This window comes from Vreelandella arcis, from assembly GCF_900103865.1.
GTDB classification, from domain to species: domain Bacteria; phylum Pseudomonadota; class Gammaproteobacteria; order Pseudomonadales; family Halomonadaceae; genus Vreelandella; species Vreelandella arcis.
In genome coordinates this window covers 1-13,694 of the sequence record NZ_FNII01000003.1, presented here as the reverse complement: position 1 = coordinate 13,694, position 13,694 = coordinate 1, and the positions used below count along the sequence as shown (strand labels likewise).

13 protein-coding genes are annotated in these 13,694 nt (G+C 54.3%); 5 read left to right on the top strand and 8 right to left on the bottom strand.

The features are described from left to right. Positions 1–55: 55 nt before the first annotated feature. From BLR97_RS03885 to BLR97_RS03865, 5 genes are all read right to left on the bottom strand, one after another. Positions 56–898, bottom strand: a complete 843-nt coding sequence (locus BLR97_RS03885) for a SapC family protein (RefSeq protein ID WP_089702703.1) — start codon at positions 896–898, stop codon at positions 56–58. Positions 899–923: 25 nt separating this feature from the next. Next, positions 924–1,871, bottom strand: coding sequence for a hypothetical protein (locus tag BLR97_RS03880; protein WP_089702701.1), 948 nt, complete (start codon positions 1,869–1,871; stop codon positions 924–926). Then, a complete protein-coding gene (locus tag BLR97_RS03875) occupies positions 1,846–3,234 on the bottom strand; it encodes a TolC family outer membrane protein (RefSeq protein WP_089702700.1) in 1,389 nt (462 codons plus the stop codon). Before BLR97_RS03875 ends, BLR97_RS03880 begins: the two co-directional genes overlap by 26 nt. A 423-nt stretch (positions 3,235–3,657) precedes the next feature. Next, a complete protein-coding gene (locus BLR97_RS03870; RefSeq protein WP_422821902.1) occupies positions 3,658–4,482 on the bottom strand; it encodes a helix-turn-helix domain-containing protein in 825 nt (274 codons plus the stop codon). 514 nt (positions 4,483–4,996) lie between these two features. Next, entirely contained in the window at positions 4,997–5,905 is a 909-nt protein-coding gene (locus BLR97_RS03865; RefSeq protein ID WP_089702696.1) for an MBL fold metallo-hydrolase, read from the bottom strand. 186 nt (positions 5,906–6,091) lie between these two features. On the opposite strand from BLR97_RS03865, the gene BLR97_RS03860 reads away from it, so the two are divergent. The 5 genes from BLR97_RS03860 (at position 6,092) to BLR97_RS03840 (ending at position 10,689) form a co-directional block, all read left to right on the top strand. After that, the gene (locus BLR97_RS03860; protein ID WP_089702695.1) at positions 6,092–7,366 is read left to right on the top strand and encodes an O-acetylhomoserine aminocarboxypropyltransferase/cysteine synthase family protein; all 1,275 of its coding nucleotides are present in this window, start codon (positions 6,092–6,094) and stop codon (positions 7,364–7,366) included. A gap of 176 nt (positions 7,367–7,542) precedes the next feature. Next, positions 7,543–8,463 carry a beta-keto acid cleavage family enzyme gene (locus BLR97_RS03855; protein ID WP_089702693.1) on the top strand — a complete coding sequence of 307 codons (921 nt, stop codon included), beginning with the start codon at positions 7,543–7,545 and terminating at the stop codon, positions 8,461–8,463. Then, a complete protein-coding gene (locus BLR97_RS03850; RefSeq protein WP_089702691.1) occupies positions 8,460–9,416 on the top strand; it encodes an L-carnitine dehydrogenase in 957 nt (318 codons plus the stop codon). Before BLR97_RS03855 ends, BLR97_RS03850 begins: the two co-directional genes overlap by 4 nt. After that, positions 9,416–9,871, top strand: a complete 456-nt coding sequence (locus BLR97_RS03845) for a thioesterase family protein (RefSeq protein ID WP_089702689.1) — start codon at positions 9,416–9,418, stop codon at positions 9,869–9,871. The genes BLR97_RS03850 and BLR97_RS03845 overlap by 1 nt, the downstream gene beginning before the upstream one ends. Further along, positions 9,871–10,689, top strand: a complete 819-nt coding sequence (locus BLR97_RS03840; protein ID WP_089702687.1) for an alpha/beta hydrolase fold domain-containing protein — start codon at positions 9,871–9,873, stop codon at positions 10,687–10,689. The genes BLR97_RS03845 and BLR97_RS03840 overlap by 1 nt, the downstream gene beginning before the upstream one ends. 7 nt (positions 10,690–10,696) lie before the next feature. Here BLR97_RS03840 and BLR97_RS03835 read toward each other — a convergent pair whose 3' ends face one another. The 3 genes from BLR97_RS03835 to BLR97_RS19780 form a co-directional block, all read right to left on the bottom strand. After that, entirely contained in the window at positions 10,697–11,644 is a 948-nt protein-coding gene (locus tag BLR97_RS03835) for an ABC transporter substrate-binding protein (protein WP_089702685.1), read from the bottom strand. A 117-nt stretch (positions 11,645–11,761) separates the two neighbouring features. Continuing rightward, positions 11,762–12,721, bottom strand: coding sequence for a GlxA family transcriptional regulator (locus BLR97_RS03830; protein ID WP_089702683.1), 960 nt, complete (start codon positions 12,719–12,721; stop codon positions 11,762–11,764). 757 nt (positions 12,722–13,478) lie between these two features. Beyond that, positions 13,479–13,694 (bottom strand): hypothetical protein (locus BLR97_RS19780; protein ID WP_211605046.1); only part of this gene is annotated, 216 nt, incomplete at its 5' end.

Below are 13,694 nucleotides of genomic sequence, written 5' to 3'. Positions count from 1 at the left end.
GGTGAACTCCTGATCGATGAGAAAGACAGTGGCAAGAGGTGGTGATAACCGAACGTTAATGAAGCAACGTGTTGCTATCCTGATCGGTTGACGACGCGTCGCTAGCCGGTGCCGCCTGGTCAGCGGCAGTGTCCTCGTCGGTAGCCGGATCCGGTTTAGCTTGGGAATCAAGGGCATTACCGCCTCGTGCCAAGCGGGCCAGGCGATTGAAATTGCGCATCGATTGCAGGTGAATGTGCATCAATTCCAGCTCGTCGTTGCCCATCAATTCCTGCAACTGATCAGCTGACAGCTCTTTCAACTTCTGACGATTGATCGACTTAAATCCGGTCAAGGTACGGCGGCCGCCTTCCGGCAAGCGAACCTGTGCTTCGACCGCTTCGAGCAGATCCAGCTCGACCAGGCGACGACAGAAGGTGCGCGTGCGCTGGAAATGCGCCTGATAGTCCTGAAGGAAAGACAGCACCCTGGATAGGTACTGGGTCTGTTCGCCGTCGGCGTCAAACAGGCGTTCACCGCGTCCTTCGCTATTGATGCCCTCGTAATCTTCATCGATACACAGCGTGAAGGTCTTACCATCCTCAGAGGAGGCAAACACGAAGGGATAGCGACGGAAGAAAGCTGGTACATACTCACCTTGCCAGCGGTTGTCATCGTCGACCATCAGATTGACATCGCGCTCTATACCCAGCACGGCAACAGGCAGCACGCCATCGTCGGTATCGGTGAACACGATCGGCAGATCACTGGCCGCCGCCGGAAATTCTGCTGCCATGAGAGGCACTGAGTTGACTTCTTTGGCAAACACGAAGTCTTTGCCCGCTTTTAGATAAAGCTCGCCGTGCTTGTCACGGGTGATGGGCTGAACGTTACGGTAAATCAATAGTTGCGTCGCCATGGTCATTTCTCCATGTGGTGATGTGTTAGGCGGTGGGGGTTGACTGCTCCCGAGCACGCCTGGGGCTGCCCGGAATACGGTCGCTTTGGTTTAGCGTGTCAATCTTATGGGGATGGTGTCGTTTTGCGCCGTGGTAGCAGGTAACGAAAGGCTGACCAGCCTCGTTTCGACCAAACGAAATGTTGCTGAGCACTTCGTTACCATGTCCGGCTATCCAGTCGATCAACGTCTCGCGCGGCGCGGACTGCCAATCGCGCGCGAGTGAAAACATCGTGCCGGCGATCGTGCCCAATGGCAGCAATGCGCGATTCACATGCAGGTTCAAGGAATCACGGCCAGTGGGCCGACCATTTTGGGTTTCTTCGATGCGCACGGTCAGCGGTGGCCATGGTTCTTGTTGCAGGGCAAAACTGACCTGCAACTGTTCAAGCACATCATGTAGCGGGTTCGTCGTCGCTGCGGCCAATTCCTGCTCTATGGCGCGGCGCGCATCGCTTGCCGTGGTCAACAGCACATAGTCTGAACGAGCCACTGGCTCGTTCGCCCGCCACTTCCAGGCCCGGTACAGCACGAACCGTTTTTCCCTGGAGGGCGTGTCGGGGCGCTTGTCTTCCCAGTAGATTTTACAGCGATCCCCCTCAACCCCCAGGTGCAGATATGTCGGACGCGATGGCGGCGGGTCTGCCACGTCATGCCGGTTGAGCGGCGCCAGGCTTTCTGCAATGTACTCGCCGGCCATGCCAAGGTCAGCGAGCAGCCGTTCAAGCGCCGGAGACAACACATCAGACGGTGCGGTCTCAAGGGGCACCATAAACAGGCAGCGTTGGCTCGACCAGCGCCCGGGGAGGCATTTCACTGACCGCTCACTCAGATACGGCAGCTCCAAGGACTCGAGTAGCCCCTGGATGGCGTCGGTCGCCTGGTTACCAACCTTGTATTGGCCGGCATCAGCGCTGAACAACGGTGAGGACATCGACGTCGTCTCCCATCATCGCGTCAACCTGCGACAGATCATCCACATTGATGACACCGGCCGCGTGCTTAAGGCTGAGAATGCTCATCAGGTAGTCGTAGCGGGCACTGGCCAATTCACTACGCGCATAAAACAGATCGCGTTCGGCATCCAACAGATCAAGCACGGGCGTGGTACCGGCTTCCACGCCCACTTCGCGGGATTCCACCACCCGCTTGCTGGCCTCCAGCGATTTCTCTAACGCGCGCTCACGCGACATTGCCGTCAAAATGCCCTGGTAGCCGCTGCGCACTTCACGACTCAGCTCGCGATTGACTCGCTCAAGCCGCGATTCGCTGGCATTGATCAAGCTTTCACTTTCACGTACTTCTGAAGAGGTGCGTCCGCCGCTATAGACCGGGACGTTGAGGGTCACAGCAATATCCTGTGACTCGACTTCACTACCGCCACCGAAGAGAGATCCCTCGGTCTCCTCGCTCTCGTAATTAATACTGAGATCAAGCGTGGGAAAATGGCCGCCTCGGCTCTCTTTCAGCTCCTGGGATGCAACCTCTGTACTCAGCATGGCAGCTTTCAGGCGAGGGCTACGCTCTCGGGCCAGCTGCTCCCAGGCCTCCAACGCATCAGGATTGGGACGTTCCAGTTCCAGTCCATCCGTGACGGGTTGCAATGTACGGGGACGGTTTCCGGTAATCTCAGCCAAGCTTTCCAGCGCATCACGTAGCTCGTTGGCAACTTCAATCTCGCGCGCATTAACTTGCTGGAAGCGAGCCTCAGCATCGAGAAGCTCAACTTCTCGAACCAAGCCATCGCTGAAACGTGCCCTGATCTCTTCGAGGTTGGTCTGAACCGCCTCCTGCTCTGATTCCAAGTAGGTGAGGGTTTCGTAAAGCGAGAGCGCATCGAAGTAGCGCTCAGCGACGCGTAAGAACATGTCCTGGCGAACAACTTCGAGCTCAGACGCCGCCTGTTTGATTTCTGTTTTGGCTTTGCCGAACGCCGCCCAGCGGGAATAGTCGTAAATCGACTGCTCGATGGAAGCACCGTAACGGGTACTTGGGTATGCGGTACTGCCGCTTTCGTACTCTTCGTTATCGGAACTGACAATATCCTGACTGGTTTCCGTTTGAGACGCCGTTAAGCTGACCTGCGGCAGAAGGGCTGAGCGCGCCTGGTAGTAGCGCTCGTCGGTTGCCTCTTTGCCGTAGAACTCTTCCTGATAGCGAGGATCGTTATCCTTTGCCATCTCGTAGACGTCCAGCAAACCGGCACTCAAAGCTGGCGTGCTGCTCAATCCAAAGACAGCGCCTAAGCAAGCTGGTAGCACTCTGGAACGCTTCCAGTTGAGGATTCTATCGAGCATTGGTTTTTCCCGGTTTTGTCGATTCGATGAATAGCGCGTCGCAACTGATTTTTTACTCATCGTGCATCCCCAGTGTCAGGCCAGATTAGAAAGCACCCCACTCAGATGCTCGATGAAGCCAACATGCGCTTACATGAATTTTTTAGTCAAAACGCTAGCAATAATTACATTTAGAAACAAACAGGAACCAGTCAATTTCATTAGCGTTCTATTAACACGTATCTGATACATAGTGCCGTCAAAAAGAAGCGCTTACTCATACGTTAAGGTGACACGATGTAACACAGTCATTTTTTAACAGTTGGAGGAATATCCTCCAACCGTCAAAGTCAGATTTGAGATACAGAGGCAAATCAGGAGGGAAAAAAGAGACGTAGGGTCAAATGCTCATCAAGCAGAGTGCTGTTTTAGGGGGCCTAGGTTTTAACGACCAAGTTGGCGCAACCAGCGGCTCAGACAAGGCGACGCATCGTTATCATCTTGCATTGCCCACCGCTGTGCGGTATGTCGCACCTCGCCAGGAAGTAGCAGGAAGGTCTTCTTGAAGCGTCTGGAAAAATGCGCCTGGCTAGTGAAGCCATAGTGTTCGGCGATCTCGCCTATGGTGCGGTGCTCGCGAGGATCTTCGAGGCATCGGCGAACACGCGCCATACGGCGATATTGAATATAGCGCACAACACCGCCCTCAATACTGAACAAGCGATATAGATTGGCTCGCGACAGGCCCGCTTTGAGGCACAGCCATTCCGGTGTCAGTTGCGACGACGCCAATGAGTTTTCAATCAGCCGTTTGACACGCTCTCTGACCAGGACATCCAGTTCAGAGCCGACACTTTGCTGAGCTTCAACGTCATGAAACGCGCAGGCCAAAATCATGTTACTGGTGATGTCAGCGATATCGGAGGCCTCACGACACTCGACCTCCGGCAGACGATGCAGTAGTGCTTCCAGATAGTCGGCAAGAAAGGCCCCACGGCTTGGTGATAAAACCCTTCCGTGTGCCGCATTGAGGAAAGCGGGGTGACTATCGAAATGGTAACGCGGCACCATGACATTAATAATGTCGGTATCGTTGGAGCGCGTGTCTATCGGGCGCGCAAGATCAATGATGGAAACACACCCAGGCGATACACGGGTCGCTTCACCGTCAAGGTCGCCCTTATAGCCTCCTGAACGATGCACTTGCACGAGTATGTGGTCGACCCGCTCGGAGGGATGCGCCTGATGAAAGCATTGTGATCGGGTCATAACATTGCCGACCATTATATCGTGCAACTGGTATGCATCGACGCGTGATCGAAAGGATTGGGTATCGCTTTTATTTAATGGTTCGGCATCGAACACCGGTGCAATAATCGATCGCCATGCATCGAAACGATCCTGCGGTTCGATGTAATCGCTATCAAAGCATGTCGATGGTATTCGGTTCCCGAAGCTCATGGGGCAAGGCCGCCTATATTGATTGCAATATCACAGGTTATTTTTCACATCCTATATTGCAAAAAAAGTACTATGCGGTCGTTCATGGAATCAACTGCCTTATTAAACGTTTAAAACAGTACCCAGCGGCTCATTCGGCTTCGAAGGCACTGTCATCGCGACGTGCCCATTGGTTTCAACCCGATAGTCATCGACGTTACGAAAGTGCTCGGTACCCAGCACGCGGCCCCAGCGAGAGAACCACGCCGCTGATAATGCCGACCTCAACACTATAAGGCTGCGTTTGCATGGTCATGCCCTTCTTAAAAACGTAGTGGATAGATTAATCCCAAGCGGCACCGTCTAAGGCATCCAGCGGTATTTTCAGATAGCGCTTACCGTTGGCTTCCGGCTCAGGCAGTCGCCCGCCCCGTGTGTTGACCTGCAGGGCGTGCAGAATCAGCTTGGGCATGGGCAGTTCGCTATCGCGCTTGTGGCGCAGGGCGATGTAATCCGTTTCGCTCATGCTCACTAAGTGCGGGTTACGTTCACACTGCTCGGCGACCGTGCTTTCCCACTGCGGCTGGCGGCCATCAGGCATATAATCGTGACCGGTGAACAGTCGGGTGTTAGCGGGCAGCGCCAGAATTTGCTGAATAGAATGCCACAGCGTCTTGGCATCGCCACCGGGGAAATCCGCCCGGGCAGTGCCGAAGTCTGGCTGGAACAAGGTGTCGTGCACAAAGGCCGTATCGCCAATCACGTAGGTAATAGAAGCCAGCGTATGGCCGGGCGAGTAAAGTACGCGAGCGTTTAGCTCACCAACCTTAAAAGTATCACCTTCGCTAAACAGCGTATCCCACTGTTTTCCATCGGCTGGCATTTCCGGCCAGTGATAAATCTCCTTCCACAGCGCCTGCACTTTAGTGACGTACTGACCAATAGCCGTGGGTGCACCAGTTTTCTCTTTTAAATAGTGTGCTGCAGAAAAGTGATCCGCGTGAGGATGGGTATCGAGAATCCACGCCACCGATAAACCCTCTCTATCTATATAGGCCAGCAACTCATCCGCGCAATGGGTCGCTGTCGCGCCGGACTTCTCGTCGAAATCCAGCACGGGGTCGATAATCGCGCACTGTTGGGTAGCAGGGTCGATCACCACGTACTGGATGCTAAAGGTACGCGGGTCAAAAAAACCGGCGACATCCGGTGTTCCAGCGTGGGTGTGCTTTGAGAGCGCAAAGGTATTCATGCGTTTTCCTCCAAGGACAATATGCTAAATAACGAATAACGATAGCTCATATAGTTATAACACGCGAGCCGTGTGGCATGCATAGAGGAAATTGATGCATGGCGCGGCCTCCGACTAAACGACATTGGCTGACGCGAGTGGACTTCTCTAAGATCAAAACCACCCTTTCTTTTGCGAGCCACTTTTATGAAACCTGAAACCATCGCCCTTCACCATGGCTATACGCCGGATTCACAAAACGCCGTCGCGGTGCCGATCCATCAGACCACCTCGTTTTCCTTTGACAATGCGCAGCACGCAGCAGATCTGTTTGATCTAAAAGTGGAAGGCAATATCTATTCGCGAATCATGAACCCGACCTGCGCCGTGCTGGAGCAACGGGTGGCCGCGCTTGAAGGCGGCATTGCGGGCCTAGCGCTAGCGTCGGGGATGGCGGCGATCACCTACGCCATTCAAACCATCGCCGAAGCGGGCGATAACATTGTTTCCATTAGCGAGCTGTATGGCGGCACTTACAACCTGTTTGCGCACACCCTGCCCCGCCAGGGAGTTCAGGTGCGCTTCGTCGATAAAGACGATATTGCGGGCATTGAAGCGCTGATTGATGAGCGCACTAAAGCAGTGTTCTGCGAAAGCATCGGCAATCCCTCTGGCGGGGTCGTCGACCTGCGTGCACTTGCCGATGCCGCCCACCGTCACGGGGTGCCGGTGATGGTAGATAACACCACCGCCACGCCGTTTTTATGTCGTCCGATTGAGCACGGGGCGGATATTGTCATCCATTCGGCGACCAAGTATATCGGTGGCCATGGCACCACGGTGGGCGGTGTGATTGTGGATTCCGGTAAGTTCCCCTGGGCTGAGCATGCCAGCCGGTTCCCGCTGCTGAACGAGCCGGATGTTTCCTATCACGGCGTTAGCTATACCCGCGATGTGGGCGATGCGGCCTTTATTACCCGTGCCCGCGTGGTGCCGTTGCGAAATATGGGGGCGGCGCTATCTGCCCAGGCGGCCTGGAATCTGCTACAGGGGCTGGAAACGCTATCACTGCGGATTGAACGTATCTGCGCTAACGCGCTGGCGGTGGCGAAGCACCTGGAAGGCCATCCCCAAGTGGCGTGGGTACACTATGCGGGGCTGGAGAATCACCCAGACCATGCACTCACGCAGCGCTATATGGAGAGCCATGCTTCGGGCATTCTTAGCTTTGGTATTAAGGGCGGCCAAGCCGCTGGCGAGCGCTTTTATGATGCGCTGTCGCTCATTCTGCGGTTGGTGAATATCGGCGATGCCAAGAGCTGCTCCTCCATTCCGGCGTCCACCACGCACCGCCAATTGAACGAACATGAGCTAAAAACGGCGGGCGTTACCCCGGATATGGTGCGCCTGTCGATTGGCATCGAGCATATCGACGATTTGCTGGCAGATATCGATCAGGCGCTAGCGACCTCTCAAGCATAGCGGCGCGTACTAGCCCAGCTGGCGGTTAACCGACCAGCTTAAGTGCCAATAACAAAAGCACCAAATAAAAAAACACGGCGCTTTATGTTTATTTGACGTCGCATAAAGACAATAACAACCTTGGCGTAGCGCCATACTGGTGGCCGTTTTCCTGAACCCATGTCAAGGAGCGGCCCATGAACCGCAACGTTATTCTTACCTGCGCCGTCACCGGCGCAGGCGACACAACGGGCAAGAACCCGAATGTCCCAGTCACGCCCGAACAGATCGCCAATGACTGCATAGCAGCAGCGAAAGCCGGTGCCAGCATAGCCCATATCCATGTGCGTGACCCTGAAACAGGCGGCATCAGTCACTCAGTGGAGCACTTCCGTGAAGTCATGACACGCGTGCGTGATTCAGGCGTGGATATCGTGATGAACATTACCGCAGGCGGCGGCGGCGATTGGATCCCTGATGCGCAGGATCCTACCCGAGGCGGCCCGGGGACGGATATGCAAACGCCCGCCGAGCGACACGCGCCCGTCGACGCGTTATTGCCCGAGCTATGCACGCTCGACTGCGGCAGCCTTAACTTTAGCGACATGGTGTATATCAACTCGGCAGATTGGTTACGCGAGCATGCACGGCTGGTTCAAGCGGCAGGCGTCAAACCCGAACTCGAATGCTTTGACCTGGGGCATGTTTGGTTTGCCCGCCAGTTGCAGCAAGAAGGCCTCATTGATGGCGACCCACTCTACCAACTCTGCTTAGGGATACCCTGGGGCGCCGAAGCCGATACCGAATCCATGCTGGCCATGCGCAATAAGTTACCGGAAAACGCGCATTGGGCGGCCTTCGGTATCGGCCGTCAGCAAATGCCCATGGTTGCCCAAGCCGTGCTGTTAGGTGGCCACGCCCGCGTCGGCCTTGAAGACAATCTGTATCTTAAAAAAGGCGTACTAGCGACCAATGGTCAGTTAGTCGAGAAAGCCGCCGCCGTGATCGACAACCTGGGTGCCAGGGTTATGTCTCCCGCCGAGACACGTGCGCACCTATCCCTGCGCGATCCACACACCTTATCGGATCATAAAAGTGCTAAAGGAGGTGATGCATGAGCCGCCAACTTACCGTGATAGGCACCGGCGTCATTGGCAATGGCTGGATTGCTCGCGCCTTGGCACAGGGTTGGGATGTGGTTGCCTTCGACCCAGACCCCAAAGCACCCGCGCGTACCCGCAGCTTTATTGAAAATGCCTGGTCATCCTTACAACAGCTTGGTCTGGCAGACAGCGCCAGCCAAACACGCCTAAGGTTCGTCGATAACATAGAAAAGGCGGTGATCGGTGCTGACTTAATTCAGGAAAACGTACCTGAACGGCTTGAGCTCAAGCGCGAAATGCTTGCAACGCTGGATGCTGCTGCAGAAGCGCACGTCATCATTGGCTCATCCACGTCGGGCTTTAAACCCAGCGACTTACAGAGAGACTGCAAAAACGCACCAGGGCGCGTTATCGTGGCCCACCCCTTCAACCCCGTCTATTTACTGCCGTTAGTCGAGCTCGTCGGCGGCGACGCCACCCGAACAAACCACACTGACATTGCCCAGGTACTCTATAAAGACCTCGCCATGCGCCCCTTGCTGGTGCGTAAAGAGATCGAAGGTCACTTGGCCGATCGCCTGATGGAAGCGCTCTGGCGTGAAGCGTTACATCTAGTCAATGACGGCGTTGCCACCACCGAAGAAATCGATGCCGCCGTGGTGTATGGCTGTGGTCTACGCTGGCCACTGATGGGCACATTTTTAACGTTCCATTTAGCGGGGGGCGAACAAGGGATGCGCCACATGCTGGAACAGTTTGGCCCGGCGCTAAAGCTACCCTGGACCAAACTTGAAGCGCCCGAACTCACCGACGAGCTGATTGACCGCGTGGTCGAGGGATGTGAGCACCAGGCGGCTGGCCGCCCCGTTGCCGAGCTTGACCGGCGCCGCGATGATTTTCTAGTTGAACTACTCGGCTTGGTGCAGAAATATTGGCCTGAAGCAGAAGGCTTAAAGGGACGTATCTAATGATGCTACTGGAAACACACGTCGCGCCTGAATGGGTGGACTATAACGGCCACATGAACGATGCCGAATACGCCAGAGTGTTTTCATTAGCGGTAGATGCCTTAATGGTGCGTCTTGGCCTTGATGACGCTGGCCGACAACAGCACAACTACACGCTGTATACGCTAGAAACGCATCTGTGCTATCGCCAAGAAGTCCACGAAGGCCAGGCATTACGTGTGTCTGTAACGCTGTTAGACCACGATGCTAAGCGCCTACACCCGTTTTTTGAGTTACTCGACCAGCAGGGCCACCTGCTGGCGACGAGTGAACAAATGTTGATGGGTATCGACCAGACCAACGGTCGATCCGGGCCATTTCCAGCGCCGGTGGCAGAGGCCATTTCCACCCTCCCCCAAGCAGCGCCGGATGCCTGGCCAAAGCAAGCTGGCCGCCCCATTGGTATACGCCGCTAGTGGATATCAACGCTTTTATCGCCCGCTTTGAGGCGGGCTTAGCCAGTATCGAAAACATCCCTTTGGCATCAGCACGCACTCGCTATGACCGACTATGCCAAGGGTTTGCACCGCCCACCCCGGCAGGGATGAAGGTCTGTGACGAGAAGCTAGAGAGCGTTACCGTCAGACACTTTATCCCAACGTATACGCTGCCTGGCTACGTGCTGTTCATTCACGGGGGTGGCTTTACGATGGGATCTGTCGAAAGCCATCACGGCATTGCTGCGAGTTTGGCGCAGCAGCTAAAACGGCGCGTTGTCAGCATCAACTATCGCTTGGCACCTGAGGCGAGCTACCGTGGCATGCTGGCGGATTGCCTAAACGTCGCTAACACGATGAAACCGCTCGCGGTGGTAGGCGACAGCGCCGGAGGGCGTTTAGCGATGGATCTAGCGCCGCTACTTAACCATACAGTGCTCTTGGGCTTGATTTACCCACCGGTTAACGGCCTCAACGAGCAGACCCTGGGTGCCGATGCGCCACTGCTTAGCCGCGAAGATGTCATGGCTCTGAGCCCCCTTTGCCCGCAACTCAGCGCACAGCTGTGCACGCCGCCACCAGCAGCGAAAATAGAAGTGCTCGCTGTTGAGTATGATCCGCTAACATTGCCACTTGAGGAAGCCGTTGCCCGCTGGCACGGTAAGGACACTCAGGTAGGTTATCGTTGTGCAAAGACGATGGTTCATGCCGCTTTGCATGCCCACGCACACCTGCCTGAAATGCAAAACGCCTGGCAGGATTTCTGCCAGGCGCTCAATAAACGACTAATGTCGTAAATGCTGATTATTGGTAAGTTGCCCGCACTGCCTCTATAGCTGGCTTGCCATCTTTAGCAGAAACGCCATCCAACCACGTCTCGACAGTGTCCAAGTTCGTGCTAATCCACTCAGACGCTACCTCATCCGCTGGGCGATCATCGTAGCTATAGTTATGCACCCATTCGTTTTGATCCTCAATATCAACGACGTACTGTGAGAGGAAACGGTGCAACTGGGGATCTTCTTCGGCCATATTGGACGGTACGATGGTCCAAACAGTGCTTTCAATCTCGGCGATACCCGCCTCATCAGCGTCTTCCAGATAGGCCATATCAAAGCTGACGTTCATCCAGTGAGGCTCCCAGCCAACAAAGGTGACCCACTCTTCGTTAGCCATTTTCTGTTCTGCCTGCGCTAGCATGGCAGCGGTGGAGCTTTCTCTCAGCGTCCAGTCTCCCAGGCCCACAATATCATTATCAATTGCCGCCAGAATGGCCGTGTTAATCCCGGTGCCCGCCTCGATGCCCTGAATTTCACCATCGAAACGGTCACGATAGGCGTCCAGGTCGGCCACCGACGTTACACCGGCATCGTAAACATACTGAGGTACGGCCAGGCCAGAGTTCGCCCCCTGGATATTGGAGACCAGTTTCTCAACTTTATTATCGGCTACCAGCGGTTCCACCATATCGGTTTGTACCGGATACCAGCCGCCTAAATAAACATCGACATCGTTACGCGTTAAACCTTCAAGAATGACGCTAACCGCCAAATCACGCTGGCGTGTTTCGTAGCCCATCGACTCCATCAACTGCGCCGCCACCTCGGACTTCACGGTTACACCCGGCCAGGGCGGAACGCCAAAACTAACCTCATCAAGTTCAGCGGCGGCAGGCCCAGCGACGGAAAACGCTGCAAGTCCGACGGCGCTAAGTGCGTAAATACCCTTATAACCTTTAATTGCGGTCTTCATTATAGTGTCCTCTTTAGGCGATATACCCAGCTAGTGTGCCTGCTAGGCCGCATTAGAAACGACACCAAGCGACATTGCTTGCGCATAAAGCGACAGTCCTGCCATTCATACGCTAGCCTAGCGCCGCTCTTCCATCGGTGAGTGACCAAAGTTTGCGCGGAACGCCCGGGCAAAGCTAGAGCTAGAGGTAAAGCCGCAGGCCACTCCAACGGCAAGCACGCTCATCTCGGTTTCAGTCAACAACCGTTTGGCGCGATCTAGCCGAAGCTGCTGATACCACTGCTGCGGAGATACCCCCAAGTGCTGCTCAAAAAGGCGCTGCAACTGGCGAGGCGACACCCCGCTTCGCTGGGCAATGTCGGCTAACGCAAGTGGCTCTTCCAAATGCCGCTCCATTAGTGCAACGGCCTCGACTAAACGCCGGTTATGGGTACCTAACCGCTGAGCTAACGACATACGCTGCTGATCACTGCGGCTGCGTAAACGCTCATGGATGAGCTGCTCAGATACATCAACCGCCAGCTTTGTGCCATGCCGCCTAGCGATCACTTCTAAGGCCATGTCCATGGCCGCAGCACCGCCCGCACAGGAAAAACGTCGCTCCCCAAGCTCAAATAACTCATCGGTGGTTTCAATGGTTGGAAAACGCTCACGAAACACCGGCAAGCTCTCCCAGTGCAAGGTGATACGCTCTCCTTTTAACAAATTGGCTGCTGCCAATATAAAACCGCCGGTGTCCAGCCCTCCAAGGGCGCAACCGGCTTGATCAAGGCGATGCAGCCATGCAACGAGTGCTCGGCTTAAATGATCCTCAGGCTCAAAACCACTGCACACAGCGAGCGATGGCAGATCATGACCGTCGCCCATCGACTGATCGACTAATAACGTCATGCCATTGCTTGCCGTGACGGGTTCACCATCGCTACTAAACAGCGTCCACTCGAATAACGTCTGGCCGCTGATGCGATTGGCGATTCGTAACGGTTCCACTGCCGAAAAGAACGCCATCATTGAAAAGCGCGGTAACAATAAAAACCCCACGCGCTCGGGCAGTGAACCAGCGTAGTGCAGGCGCAAGATGCCCCCTTGAGTTCAGTGATTTATGCTGCGGTTGTTAGGGCCTGGCGCATATAAAGAGCCTCCAGGCGCGATTTAAGAAGCCTACGGCCGAAACTTGGATAACAATAAGCTTTGAACCAAAAAACTGCCAAACGAGAAGCTGTGAAAGCATTCTGCTATGTAAATTAATGAAGTCAATAAAAAATGCAAGCCTCAAACCGTACTCAGAGCTATTGGTTTTGAAGTTACGCTTAAGTTTTTATTTAGCAGTTGTTTATTTAGCGACCAAGCGACTCCTAAAAAAGTGACTGGAATATTGGCGATAATTTCGATGCAATAGATAGCCCTGACCAGGCAGATGCTATCTTACCGACGTAAAGCGATGAGACTTTTAGCTTATTAGCTAATTAAATTCGCATTAAAAATGGAATAAATTTTAATTACCACCGCCCTTTCAATAAGATACTCCACTTTGTCATTAACTACTAAGATATTCATTTCAGAACTTATAACCTAATACTATGCGCCTCGGCGGCACGTCCAAAAAACGTGGGCTAGCATAGCTAATTTAGCTTTTTAAATATTACTTAAAAGTTACCAGCGGCCGGTCAAAAACATGCAATAAAAGCAACGCTATTAAACTTTACATTTCTTTTTCAAGCTGTCTGGGGTTGGCCCGGCGCCTGCCGACTCAAGGCGTTCAATATATCTTCCGGCAAATAACACAGGATCAGAGAATACGGTTTTGTGTGCGACAGCGAACAGAGGGGAAGCTTTACATCACATATCCTGAGTTTGCAGATGCAAGGGAACTGCTTATAAACGAAGTTGCCACGCGCGTCGCACGAACTGCGACGCCATCATAACACGAACCTTCTCGCCACATATTAAAGATGAGCCTGGGATATTCATGAGGGAGTGCTGAAAACGAAGATAGCGAATGGTAAACTCCAATAGAATCATACAGTTCCTGCAAGAACACGATTCCAAG